Here is a 13,929-nt window from a genome sequence, read left to right as displayed (position 1 = left end):
CGCTCCGGGGTTCCCTCGCGCCGGTCTTGCTCCCGGGAGTACGCGCTGCAGGCCCCATCCATGGGGCCTCAGCGCTTGACGGGCATCCATGCCCGTCACCTCCCTCCGCAAGACCTCTGCTCGGCCTCCTGAAGTCGCGAAGATCAAGATCAAGATCAAGATCAAGATCAAGATCAAGATCAAGATCAAGATCAAGATCAAGATCAAGATCAAGATCAAGATCAAGATCAAGATCAAGATCAAGATCAAGATCAAGATCAAGAGCAAGAGCAAGCAGGTCTGGTGGTGACTCAATGTGCCAGTGAGATGCGCCGCTGCTCTTGCAAAGGCGGCGTGGAGGCGAGCCCAAGAATCAGATTTAATACCTTTCTTGTAGGCCGTTTCCCAAAGATACTCCCAACGCCTATTCTCTGTTGCGCGCGCCAAATGCGGTCTCTAGTCTCGGCATGTCGTTGACCTTCAATGACCGGGTTAGCCGCCCGAAATCGTCAGACACCGCAGCCGTGCAATACCGAGTAATCGGCATTGGCGCCTTATGGCGGCTGTGCGTGGGGCACCTGCGGGTGCGCCGGGTGCCTGACGTCCCGGTCGGCTAACCCACGTACAGCTGCCACCATACTGTTTAGCCGCTGTTGGTGGTCGCTTCACTACGACAGGAGCCTTAAATGACCACCGAAGAAACGAAATGCACAGTCGGCAAAACCATATTCTTTCAAGGTGAAAACCAGACCCACCCCCTGTTCCGCATCGAACCCGGCATCTCATGCCAGAACGCCCGCGAACAAGCCTCGGAATTGATTGGCTATGCACGGGACCTGACCATCGACGGCCTGATGGAAGACAAGCCAAAGCTGATCTGGGCCGCGCACTACCTTTGCGCCTTGGGCAAAGCGCTGCTGGATGATGCCGAACTCGGCATGATGCGTTAAGGCCTGAAAGGCGCGCAGACCAATCGCGGCATCGGCCGCGCTCCCATGGAGCCGCATATAACTGAAAGGTTTAGCAGGGGCTCTGTGGGAGCGGGCGTGCCCGCGAACACCGGCGCAGCCGGTGCCAGCCACCGCGTTGAATTCTTCGCGGGCACGCCCGCTCCCACATAGGCCACGTCGCGCTTGCGAAACGGGTTCCAGTTCCGGCCTGCGCCGGAGTTGATTCAAGCCTGCTTGAGCAGCAACGCCACCCCCGGGAAATATTGCCCCAGCTCGTTGTGCAACTTGCGATAGGCATAGGGGAAGTACCAGGCGATGGCGCAGGCGGTATGTTTCTGCAAATCTTCTACCAGGTCCTGCAGTTCCTCGGGGCTGGCGTGCTGGCCGGCCTTCCACGGGCTGATGAACAGCGCTCCGGCCTTCAACTGGCTGGGGTAGGCTACCTGGCGGGCGAGGGCAGCGGTCTGCTGCAGGGCGTCGGCCAGGTCCAGTCGGGCGATTTTCGGCCAGCGCTGACTGACACTGAGGTACAGCGCTTCATCGGCACTATTGATCGACAGGTCGCAGCGCGCTTCGTATTCACCTTCATCGCGCTGCTTCTTGCCGGCAAACTGCTGCAGTGCCGCCAGCTCCGCCTGCCAGGCCGCCGCGGCAAGCAACCCGGTATTGGCGGCTGCCCCATGCCAGTACGGTGCTTCGGCATCGCCGGCAAACTGGTTGAACCGGTCGATGCAGTCACCCCAGCGCTCCAGCACCGGGGCGAGAAACTCAAGGCGCGGGTTGTTGATGATCTGGCCTCGCATGCTGCGCTCTCCTGTTGTCGTTGTGATCGCGTTCAGCCGAAAGTGATGGCTATGTGATATCACTGGATCCAGTGTGGCACAACCCGGTGAATTGGCCATTACCCGGGCAATGCCTGTTCGACTGCAAAGCGCCCCGCTTTGATTGACGCTCCCGGTGCAACCCTCTAACCTTCGCGCGTGTTTCAGGTGCCCTGCCAGCCCCGTCTGGGCAGGGTGAAACTGGGAAGCCGGTGGGCGCCAGCATGGCGCGATTCCGGCGCTGCCCCCGCAACGGTAGGTGAGTCGCGGCCGCGCAGAGCCACTGGGTGTATGCCCGGGAAGGCGCGCAGGCCTGGGCCAAGGCCCGCTCACAAGCCCGGAGACCGGCCTGATACTGCCAACGGCATCACGGAGGGTGATGCGCGGTGCACTGTGGCGTCCGGCCACGGCCCCTGCGCGTTCTCCGTTTGCCCGCCTATTACCTGTCGCCGCGCCTTGCCGTGGCGCCAGCCAGCGGAGAACCCTGATGAGCGAACCCACCGAACGCGACGAACGCCACCTGGCGCGCATGCAGCGCAAAAAGGCGATCATCGACGAACGCATCGCCAATTCCCCCAACGAGTGCGGCCTGCTGCTGGTGCTGACAGGCAATGGCAAGGGCAAGAGCAGTTCGGCCTTCGGCATGCTCGCGCGCGCACTGGGCCATGGCATGCAGTGCGGTGTGGTGCAGTTCATCAAGGGCCGCAACAGCACCGGCGAAGAGCTGTTCTTCCGCCGCTTCCCCGAGCAGGTGCGCTACCACGTGATGGGCGAGGGCTTTACCTGGGAAACCCAGGACCGCCAGCGCGATATCGCCGCCGCCGAAGCGGCCTGGGTCGTGTCGCGCCAGTTGCTGCAAGACCCGAGCGTGCATTTCGTGGTGCTCGATGAACTGAACATCGCCCTCAAGCACGGCTACCTTGACCTTGATCAGGTGCTGTCCGATATCCAGGCCCGGCCGCCGATGCAGCATGTGATCGTCACTGGACGTGCCGCGAAACCCGAGATGATCGAGCTGGCCGACACCGTGACCGAGATGGGCATGCTCAAGCACGCCTTCCAGGCCGGCATCCGTGCACAGAAGGGCGTGGAACTGTGAGCCAGCCCCGTCATTGCCCTGCCGTACTGATCGCGGCACCCGCCTCTGGCCAGGGCAAGACCACCGTAACCGCCGCCCTGGCCCGGCTGCACCGCAACCTCGGACGCAAGGTACGGGTGTTCAAGTGCGGGCCCGACTTTCTCGACCCGATGATCCTCGAGCGGGCCAGCGGCGCGCCGGTGTACCAGCTCGACCTGTGGATGATCGGCGCCGGGGAAAGCCGCCGCCTGCTGTGGGAAGCAGCCGGCGAGGCCGACCTGATACTGATCGAAGGGGTGATGGGGCTGTTCGATGGCACGCCGTCCAGCGCCGATCTGGCGCGCCACTTCGGCGTGCCGGTACTGGCGGTGATCGACGGCACGGCCATGGCCCAGACCTTCGGCGCGCTGGCCTTGGGCTTGGCACGCTACCAGGCGGACCTGCCGTTTGCCGGTGTGCTGGCCAATCGGGTAGGCAGCCTGCGCCACGCGCAATTGCTGGAAGGCAGCCTGACCGAAGGTCTGCGCTGGTATGGCGGTTTGTCCCGCGAGCGTGGTATCGAGCTGCCTAGCCGCCACCTGGGGCTGGTCCAGGCCAGCGAACTGAACGACCTGGACGCGCGCCTGGATGCCGCTGCCGAGGCGCTTGGCGCCAGTTGCGATGCTGCTTTGCCGCCGCCAGTGAACTTTGCCGAACCCGAACCGCAAGCCAGTGCTGCCTCGTTGACCGGTGTGCGCATCGGCGTGGCGCGGGACGAGGCCTTTGCCTTCACCTATGGCGCCAACCTCGACCTGCTGCGCAACCTGGGCGCGCAGCTTGAGTTTTTCTCGCCGCTGCATGACCACGAATTGCCTGCCGTGGACAGCCTGTACCTGCCGGGCGGTTATCCCGAGCTGCACCACCACGCCCTGGCCGCCAACGCGCCCATGACCGAGGCGATACGTGCCCATCACGCCCAGGGCAAACCGTTGCTGGCAGAGTGCGGAGGTATGCTGTACCTGCTCGATGCCCTGACCGATGTGGCCGGCGAGCGTGCCGAACTGCTCGGCCTGCTGCCCGGCGAAGCAACCATGCAGAAGCGTCTGGCAGCCCTGGCGCTGCAGGCGGTGGAACTGCCGGAAGGCACCCTGCGCGGGCACACCTATCACCATTCGCTGACCAGTACTGCACTGGAGCCGATCGCCCGAGGCCTGAGCCCCAACGGCGGGCGTGGCAACGAAGCGGTGTACCGCCTGGGGCGGCTGACGGCTTCCTATGTGCACTTCTACTTCCCCTCCAACCCGGATGCGGCGGCGGCGCTGTTGCGACCATGAGTGAACACGCCTACAGCGACGCCGAGCGCGCCGCGATCTACCGGGCCATCGGCGAGCGCCGTGACATGCGCCATTTCGCCGGTGGCGAAGTGGCCCCGGAAGTGCTGGGCCGCCTGCTGGCCGCCGCACACCAGGCACCGAGCGTCGGGCTGATGCAGCCCTGGCGTTTTATCCGTATCACCCAACGCGACCTGCGCACGCGCATCCAGGCCTTGGTGGAAGCAGAGCGGGTGCGCACCGCCGAAGCCTTGGGCGAACGCTCCGACGCCTTCATGAAACTGAAGGTGGAAGGCATCAACGACTGCGCCGAACTGCTGGTGGCCGCGCTGATGGACAACCGCGAGCCGCATATCTTCGGCCGCCGCACACTGCCGGAAATGGACCTGGCCTCGCTGGCCTGCGCCATCCAGAACCTGTGGCTGGCGGCCCGTGGCGAAGGCCTGGGCATGGGCTGGGTGTCGCTGTTCGACCCGCAGGCGCTGGCGGCCCTGCTGGGCATGCCGACCGGGGCCAAGCCGGTCGCGGTGTTGTGCCTGGGGCCGGTGACGGAGTTCTACCCGGCCCCGATGCTGGTGCTGGAAAACTGGGCCGAGGAACGGCCCTTGAGCGAAATGCTCTTTGAGAACCAATGGGGAGAGCGCCAATGAGCGTGGCTTTGCTGACAGTGGCCGGCGTGGCCCTGGATGCCTTGCTGGGTGAACCGCAGCGGCGCCACCCGCTGGTGGCCTTCGGCAACATGGCCAGTAACCTCGAGCGCCGCCTGAATGCCGGCGGGCGCGGCTGGCGCAGCCACGGGGTGAGCGCGTGGTTCCTGGCCGTGGTGCCGCTTACCCTGGTGGCGCTGATCCTGTCCTGGCTGCCGTACATCGGCTGGCTGGTCGACGTGCTGGCACTGTATTGTGCCGTCGGGCTGCGCAGCCTGGGCGAACACGTGTTGCCGGTGGCCAGTGCCTTGCGCCAGGGTGACCTGCAGGAAGCTCGGCGCCGTGTGGGCTACCTGGTCAGCCGCGAAACCCGCGAGCTGGACGAACCGGCCGTGGCCCGGGCGGCCACCGAATCGGTGCTGGAGAATGGCAGCGATGCGGTATTCGCCGCGCTGTTCTGGTTCGTGGTGGCCGGCGCGCCAGGCGTGGTGCTGTACCGCCTGAGCAACACCCTGGACGCCATGTGGGGCTACCGCAACGAACGTTTCGAACGCTTTGGCTGGTGCGCGGCGCGCGTCGACGATGTGCTCAACTATATTCCCGCCAGGCTGGTGGCATTGACCTACGCGTTACTGGGCAAGACCCGCCTGGCCCTGGCCTGCTGGCGCAAGCAGGGCCCGCTGTGGGACAGCCCCAATGCCGGGCCGGTGATGGCCGCCGGTGCTGGTGCGTTAGGGGTGGTGCTCGGGGGACCGGCGGTATACCACGGCGAGTTGCATGAGCGGCCGCGCCTGGGTGACGGGCCAATGGCCGACGCCGATGCCATCGAGCGCGGCTGGGGCCTGGTGCAGCGCGGCGTATGGCTGTGGCTGCTGGTGATCTGCCTGGGAACCTACATCAATGCTTGAACACGGAGGCCGCCTGCTGCGGGCGGTACGGCAATACGGCATCGCCCGCGAGCAATGGCTCGATCTGTCCAGCGGCATTGCGCCATGGCCTTTCCCGATTCCACCGATTCCCATGGAGGCTTGGGCGCGCCTGCCGGAGACGGAGGATGGCCTGGAGGACGCCGCACGCGCGTATTACGGCGCTCGCCAACTGCTGCCGGTGGCCGGTTCCCAGGCTGCGATCCAGGCGTTGCCGCTGTTGCGCGCAGCCGGCCGGGTAGGGGTGCTGACGCCGTGCTATGCCGAGCACCCATACGCCTGGCAACGGGCGGGGCACCAGTTGCTGGAGCTGGACGAAACGCAGGTCGAGGCGACGCTGGACAGCCTCGACGTGCTGGTGCTGGTCAACCCCAACAACCCCACCGGCCGCCGGGTGCCGCGTGAACGCCTGCTGGATTGGCACGACCGCCTGGCCGCCCGTGGTGGCTGGCTGGTGGTCGACGAAGCGTTCATGGACAACACCCCGGCGGATGGCGTGGTCGATTGTGCCGAGCGCCCGGGGCTGATCGTGCTGCGCTCGTTCGGCAAGTTCTTCGGCCTGGCCGGCGTGCGCCTGGGGTTCGTCGCCGCCGAACGCAGCCTGTTGCTGCGCCTGGCCGAGTTGCTTGGCCCCTGGACCGTCAACGGCCCGACCCGGGTGCTGGCCCAGGCCAGCCTGGCCGACCACGCTGCCCAGCGTGTGCAGGCAGAACGCTGCGCCGCTGCCAGCCAGCGGTTGGAGTTGCTGTTGCGTAGCGTCGGCCTGGCGCCCAGCGGCGGTTGTGATCTGTTCCAGTACGTGCGCAGCGAGCACGCTGCGCTATTACATGACTTTCTCGCCCGCCGAGGCATCCTGGTGCGGCTGTTCGAGCAGCCATCGGCGGTACGCCTGGGGTTGCCAACCTGTGCGGCGGACGAACAGCGCCTGGCCCAGGCTCTGGTGGCCTATCAGAAGGAAACGGCATGACCACCCTCATGGTGCAAGGCACCACCTCCGACGCCGGCAAGAGCACGCTGGTGACCGCACTGTGCCGCTGGCTGTTGCGCCAGGGCGTCGGCGTGGTGCCGTTCAAGCCGCAGAACATGGCGCTGAACAGCGCGGTGACCGCTGACGGCGGTGAAATCGGCCGTGCCCAGGCGGTGCAGGCCCAGGCCTGCCGGCTGCAACCGCACACCGACATGAACCCTGTGCTGCTCAAGCCCAACAGCGACACCGGCGCCCAGGTAATCATCCATGGCCGTGCGGTCACCAGCATGAACGCGGTGGCCTACCACGACTACAAGGCCATCGCCATGCAGGCCGTGATGGCCTCGCACCAACGCCTGAGCGCCGGGTGGCCGGTGGTCATGGTCGAAGGCGCGGGCTCGCCGGCGGAGATCAACCTGCGTGCCGGTGATATCGCCAACATGGGTTTTGCCGAAGCGGTGGACTGCCCGGTGATCCTGGTTGCCGACATCAATCGAGGTGGCGTGTTCGCCCACTTGGTAGGCACCCTGGAGCTGCTGTCGCCCAGTGAACAGGCGCGGGTGAAGGGCTTTGTCATCAACCGCTTCCGCGGCGATATCGCCTTGCTCCAGCCGGGGCTGGACTGGCTGGAGCAGCGCACCGGCAAGCCAGTGCTGGGTGTGCTGCCGTATGTCACCGACCTGCATCTGGAAGCCGAAGACGGCATCGATATGCGCCAGGGGGCGAAGACCGAACGCGTGCTCAAGGTGATCGTCCCGGTGCTGCCGCGCATCAGCAACCACACCGACTTCGACCCACTGCGCCTGCACCCGCAGGTGGACCTGCAGTTCATCGGCCCGGGCCAGCCGATCCCGGCTGCCGACCTGATCATCCTGCCGGGCTCCAAGAGTGTGCGCGGCGATCTGGCACAACTGCGAGAGCGCGGTTGGGACAAGGCCATTGACCGGCACCTGCGTTATGGCGGCAAGCTGATCGGTATCTGCGGTGGGCTGCAGATGCTGGGCCGCGAAGTGCGTGACCCGCTTGGTCTCGAAGGGGCGGCAGGCGCCAGCCCGGGGCTTGGCCTGTTCGATTACGCCACGGTACTCGAAGCCGAGAAGCAACTGCGCAACGTTGCCGGCACCCTGAACCTTGAAGCAGTGCCGGTTGCCGGTTACGAAATTCATGCCGGCGTCACCACGGGGCCTGCCCTGGAACAGCCTGCCGTGCAACTTGCCGATGGCCGTTGCGATGGTGCTGTCAGTGCCGATGGCCAGATACTTGCCACCTACCTGCACGGCCTGTTCGAAGGCAGCCAGTCGTGCGCGGCACTGCTGCGCTGGGCTGGCCTGGAGGATGTGCAGGTGATTGATTACGAGGCCCTGCGTGAGCGCGACATAGAGCGCCTGGCCGACCTGGTGGAAAAGCACCTGGACACCGCGCGCCTGCGCCAGCTCTGTGGGGTGGCCTGACATGCGCAACCTGATCCTCGGCGGCGCCCGCTCCGGCAAGAGCCGCCTGGCCGAACAGCTGGCCAGCGACAGCGGCCTGCCGGTGACCTATATCGCCACCAGCCAGCCGCTGGACGGTGAAATGAACGAACGCGTGCTGCTGCACCGCCAGCGGCGCCCTGATGACTGGGGATTGATCGAAGAGCCCCTGGCCCTGGCCGCGGTATTGCGCGCCGAAGCGGCCGGAGGGCGCTGCCTGCTGGTGGATTGCCTGACCCTGTGGCTTACCAACCTGCTGATGCTCGAAGACGACCAGCGCCTGGCCGAGGAGCGTGATGCGCTGCTGGCCTGCCTGGAACAGCTGCCGGGCACGGTCATCCTGGTCAGTAACGAAACCGGCCTGGGCGTGGTGCCCATGGGCGAACTGACCCGGCGCTATGTCGACCTGGCTGGCTGGCTGCACCAGGCCGTGGCCGAACGCTGTCAGCGCGTGGTGCTGACCGTGGCCGGCCTGCCCCTAATGCTCAAAGGACCTGCAATATGAACCAAGCCTGGTGGCGTGACGCCTGCCAACCCCTCGACAACGCCGCCATGGATCAGGCCCGCGCCCGTCAGCAGCAGCTGACCAAACCTGCCGGTTCGCTCGGCCAGCTGGAAGGCCTGGCCATTCAGCTGGCTGGCCTGCAGGGGCGTGAGCGGCCAATGCTGGATCACGCCGCAATCAGCATTTTTGCCGGTGACCACGGTGTGGTCGAGGAAGGCATCTCGGCCTACCCGCAAGCGGTGACCGGGCAGATGCTGCGCAACTTCGTCGGCGGTGGCGCGGCGATCAGCGTGCTGGCGCGCCAGCTGGGGGCGAGCCTGGAAGTGGTCGACCTGGGTACCGTCGACCCGCACCTGGAATTGCCTGGCGTTCGCCATCTGCGCCTTGGCGCCGGTACCGCCAACTTCGCCCGCCAGCCGGCGATGACTGAAGGCCAGCTGCAGGCCGCCCTGCAGGCCGGTCGCGAGAGTGCCCTGCGCGCCGCCGAACAGGGCGCGCAGCTGTTCATCGGTGGCGAGATGGGGATTGGTAACACCACGGCCGCCGCCGCCCTGGCCAGCGTCTTGCTGGGCTGCCCGCCGGCTGAGTTGAGTGGCCCGGGTACCGGTCTGGACCATGCAGGGGTGCGGCACAAGGCCGAGGTCATCGAGCGGGCGCTGAGCCTGCATGGCCTCGGCGACAAGGAACCCTTGCAGGCGCTGGGCTGTGTCGGTGGTTTCGAAATCGCGGCCCTGGCCGGTGCCTACATTGGCTGCGCGCAAGCAGGTATCGCGGTGCTGGTGGACGGCTTCATCTGCAGCGTCGCCGCGCTGCTGGCGGTGCGCCTCAACCCACAGTGCCGGGCCTGGCTGCTGTTCGCCCATCAAGGCGCAGAGCCTGGGCACAAAGCCCTGCTCGACGCGTTGCAGGCCGAGCCATTGCTGGCACTGGGGCTGCGCCTGGGCGAGGGCAGTGGGGCTGCCCTGGCCGTGCCGCTGTTGCGCCTGGCCTGTGCGCTGCACGGGCAGATGGCGACCTTCGCCGAGGCAGCAGTAGCGGACCGCCCGGCATGATCCTCGACCTGCTGCGCCATGGTGAAACGGAGCAGGGCGGCCTGCGTGGCAGCCTTGATGATGCCCTGACCGACAAAGGCTGGGCGCAGATGCGTGACGCCGTGGCCGTGGCCGGCCCGTGGGAGGTGCTGGTCAGTTCGCCGTTGCAGCGCTGTGCGCTTTTTGCCGAGGAACTGGGTAAGCAGCTAAGGCTGCCCGTACAGCGTGAAGCGGCATTGCAGGAGCTGCATTTTGGCGACTGGGAGGGCCGTACTGCGGCGCAGATCATGGAGGACCAGGCGGACGCGCTGGGGCGTTTCTGGGCGGACCCATACGCGTTTACACCGCCCAATGGCGAGCCGGTCGAGGCGTTCGCCGGGCGTGTGCTGGCCGCTGTCGAGCGCCTGAGCCGTCAGCATTCTGGCAAGCGGGTGCTGCTGATCACCCATGGTGGCGTGATGCGTCTGTTGCTGGCGCGTGCCCGTGGCTTGCCGAGGGCGCAGTTGCTGCAGGTCGAAGTCGGCCACGCCGCGTTGATGCGACTGCTGCCGGGTGACGACGGCCAGTGGGTGGAGGGGCGCTGAGATGTTGCCGTTGTGGATCGCCTTGCAGTTTCTCAGCAGCCTGCCGGTGAGTTTGCCGGGCATGCCGGCGCCGCGCGAGGCGGGGCGTTCGCTGCTGTGGTACCCGCTGGTCGGGTTGTTGTTCGGCCTGCTGCTGTGGCTGGCCAGCCATTTCCTGCAGGGCACGCCGGCGCCGCTGCACGCGGCCCTGCTGCTGACGTTGTGGGTGTTGCTCAGTGGCGCCTTGCATCTGGATGGCCTGGCGGATAGCGCCGACGCTTGGCTGGGCGGTTTCGGTGACCGCGAACGCACCCTGCTGATCATGAAAGACCCGCGTAGCGGGCCGATTGCCGTGGTCACCCTGGTGCTGGTGCTGTTGCTGAAGTTTTGCGCCTTGTGGGTGCTGGTCGAGCAGGGCATTGGCGTGCAGTTGCTGTTGGCACCGCTGATCGGGCGGGCGGCGATGCTCGGGCTGTTCCTGAGTACGCCTTATGTGCGACAGGGCGGTTTGGGGCAGGCGCTGGCCGAGCACCTGCCCCGGCGTGCGGCCGGGTGGGTGCTGTTGGGCTGTGCGCTCTTCTGCCTGGTCCTGGGTGGATGGACCGTGGTGGCGGCATTGGCGGTGTTTGCCTGGTTGCGGCAATTGACGTGCCGACGCCTGGGCGGGACTACCGGCGATACTGCTGGTGCAATGCTGGAGTTGCTCGAACTGACCGTGGTGCTGGGGTTGGCATTGGGCCTCTGAGCCTTTGACAAGGACGTAGGGCCCTGTAATTGGGCCGCTTTGCGGCCTGATCGCTGGCAAGCCAGCTCTCATGGAACTGCACATAACTCATTGAATTAGCAGGGACACTGTGGGAGCGGCTTTAGCCGCGAACACCGGCGCAGCCGGTGCCATGCACCGCGTTGGATGCTTCGCGGCTGAAGCCGCTCCCACAGGGATCGCGCAATCCCTGAGTTCTGCGCAGTACTAGTGGAAGCTGGCTTGCCGGCGATGGGCTGCGTAGCAGCCCCATTAACGCTGACTCACAGGCATCAGGGTAATCTAGAAAACTCTTGCAACACACATGACGCGGGTATATACACGTATCCATGCTGACCAGTGAATGTATCTGCACCCACTTGCGTCGTGCCGCCCGCGGGGTGAGCCGGCATTACGACGAGGCCCTTGCCCGCTTTGGGATCAATGTCGCCCAGTTTTCCCTGTTGCGTCATCTGCAACGGCTCGACCGTCCCAGTATCACTACCCTGGCAGAGGCCATGGGCCTGGAACGCAGTACCCTGGGCCGCAACCTGCGGGTGCTGGAGTCTGAAGGGCTGGTGGCCTTGGTCGATGGCGATGACCAGCGCAACCGCGTGGTGCTGCTGACCGAGGCCGGTACCCAGCTGTTGCGTGCGGCCCACCCGGCCTGGGAACAGGCACAGGCCGAGCTGGTGGAGCGGCTGGGGGCAGGGCAGCGGGATGAACTGGTGCGTTTGCTGAACCAACTGGCTTGAATTGATACGACTATAAGCGGGTATATACCCGTAAACCTTGCGATGTGCTGGAGATAACGACAATGACTTCGGTGTGGCGAACCAGCGGGTGGGTATTGATGGGGGCAGCGTTGATCCTGGCGCTATCCTTGGGTGTGCGGCATGGCTTCGGCCTGTTCCTGGCTCCGATGAGCGCCGACTTCGGCTGGGGGCGTGAGGTATTCGCTTTCGCCATTGCCTTGCAGAACCTGATCTGGGGGCTGGCGCAACCGTTCGCCGGCGCCCTGGCCGACCGCCTGGGCGCGGCACGGGTTGTGATCATTGGCGGCATTCTCTACGCTGCCGGGTTGGTGCTGATGGGCATGGCCGACTCGGCCTGGTCATTGTCGCTGAGCGCCGGCTTGCTGATTGGCATCGGTCTGTCCGGCACCTCGTTCTCGGTCATCCTCGGCGTGGTCGGGCGTGCGGTGCCGGCGGAGAAACGCAGCATGGCCATGGGCATTGCCAGCGCTGCCGGTTCTTTCGGCCAGTTCGCCATGTTGCCGGGCACCCTCGGCCTGATCCAGTGGCTAGGCTGGTCCGCGGCATTGCTGGTGCTGGGTCTGATGGTGGCGCTGATCGTGCCCTTCGTCGGCCTGCTGCGCGACCGCCCGCTGCCCACACATGGTGCTGAACAGACCTTGGGCCAGGCCCTGCGCGAGGCGTGCTCGCACTCCGGTTTCTGGTTGTTGGCGCTGGGCTTCTTCGTTTGTGGTTTCCAGGTGGTGTTCATTGGCGTGCACCTGCCGGCCTACCTGGTCGACCAGCACCTGGCCGCGACCACCGGCACCACGGTGCTGGCGCTGGTAGGCCTGTTCAATATCGTCGGTACCTTCACCGCCGGCTGGCTGGGCGGACGCATGTCCAAGCCGCGACTGCTGACTGGGTTGTACCTGTTGCGTGCGGTAGTGATCGTGCTGTTCCTCTGGGCGCCGGTGACCGAATTCAGTGCTTATCTGTTCGGTATCGCCATGGGCCTGCTCTGGCTGTCCACGGTGCCACTGACCAATGGCACCGTGGCTACGGTGTTCGGTGTGCGCAACTTGTCCATGCTTGGCGGTATCGTCTTCCTGTTCCACCAGCTGGGCGCTTTCCTGGGCGGCTGGTTGGGCGGGGTAGTGTATGACCGCACCGGCAGCTACGACCTGATCTGGCAGGTTTCCATCCTGCTGAGTCTGCTGGCCGCCGCCCTCAACTGGCCCGTGCGCGAACGCCCGGTTGCCCGCCTGCAGGCCCAGGCGGCATGAACCGCAACCTGGCTCGGGGGCTACTGGTCGTCGTTGCCCTGTTGCTGCTGGCGCTGGCGTGGTGGGGCTGGCACAAGGGCGGGATGGCGTTGATGCAACTGGGCATGAGTGTTTGTTAGGCGCTAACCTGCAAGTTCAAGGATTGTCTTGCGGGAGAAACGAGTCATGCGTGCACATTGGTTGACGATGCCGGTGCTGGCCCTGCTTGCCAGCGCCTCGAGCTGGGCTGCCGATTGCCCGGCGTTGTTGCAGGGTAGCCTGCCGGAGCTGCGTGGCAAGGGGCAGGTTGACCTGTGCGAGCGCTTTGCCGGCAAGCCGCTGGTGGTGGTCAACACGGCCAGTTACTGCGGTTTCGCGCCCCAGTTCGAGGGGCTTGAGGCGACATACAAGGAATATCACGAGCAAGGCCTGGAAATGCTTGGTGTGCCGTCCAATGATTTCAAACAGGAGGATGCCGACAGCGAGAAGACGGCCAAGGTCTGTTATGCCAACTATGGTGTCACTTTCACCATGACCAAGACACAGGCGGTTCGGGGCGCGGATGCGATTCCGCTATTCGCGGAACTGGCCAGCCAGAGCAGTGCGCCGAAGTGGAATTTCTACAAGTACGTGGTAGACCGCAAGGGCAAGGTGATTGGCAACTTCTCCAGCCTGACCAAGCCGGCTGATCCAGCGTTCCGGGCAGCCATCGAAAAGGCCATTGCCTCCCAGCCATAACCTGGCTGCTCTTGCTCTTGCTCTTGCTCTTGCTCTTGCTCTTGCTCTTGCTCTTGCTCTTGCTTCGGCTTTTGCTTCTAAGCGCGCGATAGTTCAGGCGCCGCCGATTGCGACTTCAGGAGGCCGAGCGAAGGGACTGCGGAGGGAGGTGACGGGCATGGATGCCCGTCAAGCGCTGAGGCCCCATGGATGGGGCTTGCAGCG

Annotated in this window: 17 protein-coding genes and 1 riboswitch; of the genes, 16 read left to right on the top strand and 1 reads right to left on the bottom strand. The window is 65.4% G+C overall.

From position 1 onward, the window contains the following. The first annotated feature begins 88 nt into the window (after positions 1 to 88). Entirely contained in the window at positions 89 to 289 is a 201-nt protein-coding gene (locus CAF70_RS25850) for a hypothetical protein (RefSeq protein ID WP_178076432.1), read from the top strand. Positions 290 to 665: 376 nt separating this feature from the next. Then, a complete protein-coding gene (locus CAF70_RS25845; protein WP_085627380.1) occupies positions 666 to 929 on the top strand; it encodes a DUF3077 domain-containing protein in 264 nt (87 codons plus the stop codon). 224 nt (positions 930 to 1,153) lie between these two features. On the opposite strand, the gene CAF70_RS25835 is transcribed toward CAF70_RS25845, so the two are convergent. Continuing rightward, positions 1,154 to 1,732: a hypothetical protein gene (locus tag CAF70_RS25835; RefSeq protein WP_085627382.1), complete on the bottom strand. Its 579-nt coding sequence runs from the start codon at positions 1,730 to 1,732 to the stop codon at positions 1,154 to 1,156. A gap of 167 nt (positions 1,733 to 1,899) precedes the next feature. Next, positions 1,900 to 2,118: riboswitch (cobalamin riboswitch) on the top strand. Positions 2,119 to 2,237: 119 nt separating this feature from the next. Here CAF70_RS25835 and cobO point away from each other — a divergent pair. The 14 genes from cobO to CAF70_RS25770 all read left to right on the top strand — a co-directional run bounded on the left by cobO (position 2,238) and on the right by CAF70_RS25770 (position 13,725). Next, positions 2,238 to 2,849: a cob(I)yrinic acid a,c-diamide adenosyltransferase gene (gene cobO / locus CAF70_RS25830; RefSeq protein WP_085627383.1), complete on the top strand. Its 612-nt coding sequence runs from the start codon at positions 2,238 to 2,240 to the stop codon at positions 2,847 to 2,849. Next, positions 2,846 to 4,141 carry a cobyrinate a,c-diamide synthase gene (locus CAF70_RS25825; RefSeq protein ID WP_085627384.1) on the top strand — a complete coding sequence of 432 codons (1,296 nt, stop codon included), beginning with the start codon at positions 2,846 to 2,848 and terminating at the stop codon, positions 4,139 to 4,141. Before cobO ends, CAF70_RS25825 begins: the two co-directional genes overlap by 4 nt. Continuing rightward, positions 4,138 to 4,788, top strand: a complete 651-nt coding sequence (bluB, locus tag CAF70_RS25820) for a 5,6-dimethylbenzimidazole synthase (protein ID WP_085627385.1) — start codon at positions 4,138 to 4,140, stop codon at positions 4,786 to 4,788. The genes CAF70_RS25825 and bluB overlap by 4 nt, the downstream gene beginning before the upstream one ends. Continuing rightward, positions 4,785 to 5,693, top strand: coding sequence for an adenosylcobinamide-phosphate synthase CbiB (gene cbiB / locus CAF70_RS25815; RefSeq protein WP_085627386.1), 909 nt, complete (start codon positions 4,785 to 4,787; stop codon positions 5,691 to 5,693). The genes bluB and cbiB overlap by 4 nt, the downstream gene beginning before the upstream one ends. Next, a complete protein-coding gene (gene cobD, locus CAF70_RS25810) occupies positions 5,686 to 6,678 on the top strand; it encodes a threonine-phosphate decarboxylase CobD (RefSeq protein ID WP_085627387.1) in 993 nt (330 codons plus the stop codon). The genes cbiB and cobD overlap by 8 nt, the downstream gene beginning before the upstream one ends. Continuing rightward, on the top strand, positions 6,675 to 8,129 hold the full coding sequence (locus CAF70_RS25805) for a cobyric acid synthase (RefSeq protein ID WP_085627388.1): 1,455 nt from the start codon (positions 6,675 to 6,677) through the stop codon (positions 8,127 to 8,129). The genes cobD and CAF70_RS25805 overlap by 4 nt, the downstream gene beginning before the upstream one ends. Position 8,130: 1 nt before the next feature. Continuing rightward, on the top strand, positions 8,131 to 8,652 hold the full coding sequence (gene cobU, locus CAF70_RS25800) for a bifunctional adenosylcobinamide kinase/adenosylcobinamide-phosphate guanylyltransferase (protein ID WP_085627389.1): 522 nt from the start codon (positions 8,131 to 8,133) through the stop codon (positions 8,650 to 8,652). Further along, positions 8,649 to 9,704, top strand: coding sequence for a nicotinate-nucleotide--dimethylbenzimidazole phosphoribosyltransferase (gene cobT / locus CAF70_RS25795; protein WP_085627390.1), 1,056 nt, complete (start codon positions 8,649 to 8,651; stop codon positions 9,702 to 9,704). Before cobU ends, cobT begins: the two co-directional genes overlap by 4 nt. Continuing rightward, a complete protein-coding gene (locus CAF70_RS25790; RefSeq protein WP_085627391.1) occupies positions 9,701 to 10,267 on the top strand; it encodes a histidine phosphatase family protein in 567 nt (188 codons plus the stop codon). Before cobT ends, CAF70_RS25790 begins: the two co-directional genes overlap by 4 nt. A gap of 1 nt (position 10,268) precedes the next feature. Beyond that, on the top strand, positions 10,269 to 10,991 hold the full coding sequence (locus CAF70_RS25785; RefSeq protein WP_085627392.1) for an adenosylcobinamide-GDP ribazoletransferase: 723 nt from the start codon (positions 10,269 to 10,271) through the stop codon (positions 10,989 to 10,991). A 347-nt stretch (positions 10,992 to 11,338) separates the two neighbouring features. Beyond that, entirely contained in the window at positions 11,339 to 11,743 is a 405-nt protein-coding gene (locus CAF70_RS25780) for a MarR family winged helix-turn-helix transcriptional regulator (RefSeq protein WP_085627393.1), read from the top strand. 62 nt (positions 11,744 to 11,805) lie between these two features. Then, positions 11,806 to 13,008 carry an MFS transporter gene (locus CAF70_RS25775; RefSeq protein WP_085627394.1) on the top strand — a complete coding sequence of 401 codons (1,203 nt, stop codon included), beginning with the start codon at positions 11,806 to 11,808 and terminating at the stop codon, positions 13,006 to 13,008. After that, on the top strand, positions 13,005 to 13,127 hold the full coding sequence (locus CAF70_RS28020) for a hypothetical protein (RefSeq protein ID WP_256573317.1): 123 nt from the start codon (positions 13,005 to 13,007) through the stop codon (positions 13,125 to 13,127). The genes CAF70_RS25775 and CAF70_RS28020 overlap by 4 nt, the downstream gene beginning before the upstream one ends. A gap of 46 nt (positions 13,128 to 13,173) precedes the next feature. Further along, the gene (locus CAF70_RS25770; protein ID WP_085627395.1) at positions 13,174 to 13,725 is read left to right on the top strand and encodes a glutathione peroxidase; all 552 of its coding nucleotides are present in this window, start codon (positions 13,174 to 13,176) and stop codon (positions 13,723 to 13,725) included. The last annotated feature ends 204 nt before the right edge of the window (positions 13,726 to 13,929 follow it).

This window comes from Pseudomonas sp. B19(2017) (genome assembly GCF_002113165.1).
In the GTDB taxonomy this organism is placed as follows: Bacteria; Pseudomonadota; Gammaproteobacteria; order Pseudomonadales; family Pseudomonadaceae; genus Aquipseudomonas.
Note: the sequence above shows the minus strand (reverse complement) of the source record. Positions and strands in the feature narration are given on the sequence as shown.

Excerpts from the sequence above, each read along its gene's own strand:
- CAF70_RS25780 (WP_085627393.1), top strand. The coding sequence starts at position 11,339 with ATGCTGACCAGTGAATGTATCTGCACCCACTTGCGTCGTGCCGCCCGC.
- CAF70_RS25770 (WP_085627395.1), top strand. The coding sequence starts at position 13,174 with ATGCGTGCACATTGGTTGACGATGCCGGTGCTGGCCCTGCTTGCCAGC.
- cbiB (WP_085627386.1), top strand. The coding sequence starts at position 4,785 with ATGAGCGTGGCTTTGCTGACAGTGGCCGGCGTGGCCCTGGATGCCTTG.
- cobO (WP_085627383.1), top strand. The coding sequence starts at position 2,238 with ATGAGCGAACCCACCGAACGCGACGAACGCCACCTGGCGCGCATGCAG.
- cobT (WP_085627390.1), top strand. The coding sequence starts at position 8,649 with ATGAACCAAGCCTGGTGGCGTGACGCCTGCCAACCCCTCGACAACGCC.
- cobU (WP_085627389.1), top strand. The coding sequence starts at position 8,131 with ATGCGCAACCTGATCCTCGGCGGCGCCCGCTCCGGCAAGAGCCGCCTG.
- CAF70_RS25790 (WP_085627391.1), top strand. The coding sequence starts at position 9,701 with ATGATCCTCGACCTGCTGCGCCATGGTGAAACGGAGCAGGGCGGCCTG.
- CAF70_RS25845 (WP_085627380.1), top strand. The coding sequence starts at position 666 with ATGACCACCGAAGAAACGAAATGCACAGTCGGCAAAACCATATTCTTT.
- CAF70_RS25835 (WP_085627382.1), bottom strand. The coding sequence starts at position 1,732 with ATGCGAGGCCAGATCATCAACAACCCGCGCCTTGAGTTTCTCGCCCCG.
- CAF70_RS25775 (WP_085627394.1), top strand. The coding sequence starts at position 11,806 with ATGACTTCGGTGTGGCGAACCAGCGGGTGGGTATTGATGGGGGCAGCG.
- cobD (WP_085627387.1), top strand. The coding sequence starts at position 5,686 with ATGCTTGAACACGGAGGCCGCCTGCTGCGGGCGGTACGGCAATACGGC.
- CAF70_RS25805 (WP_085627388.1), top strand. The coding sequence starts at position 6,675 with ATGACCACCCTCATGGTGCAAGGCACCACCTCCGACGCCGGCAAGAGC.
- bluB (WP_085627385.1), top strand. The coding sequence starts at position 4,138 with ATGAGTGAACACGCCTACAGCGACGCCGAGCGCGCCGCGATCTACCGG.
- CAF70_RS25785 (WP_085627392.1), top strand. The coding sequence starts at position 10,269 with ATGTTGCCGTTGTGGATCGCCTTGCAGTTTCTCAGCAGCCTGCCGGTG.
- CAF70_RS25850 (WP_178076432.1), top strand. The coding sequence starts at position 89 with ATGCCCGTCACCTCCCTCCGCAAGACCTCTGCTCGGCCTCCTGAAGTC.
- CAF70_RS28020 (WP_256573317.1), top strand. The coding sequence starts at position 13,005 with ATGAACCGCAACCTGGCTCGGGGGCTACTGGTCGTCGTTGCCCTGTTG.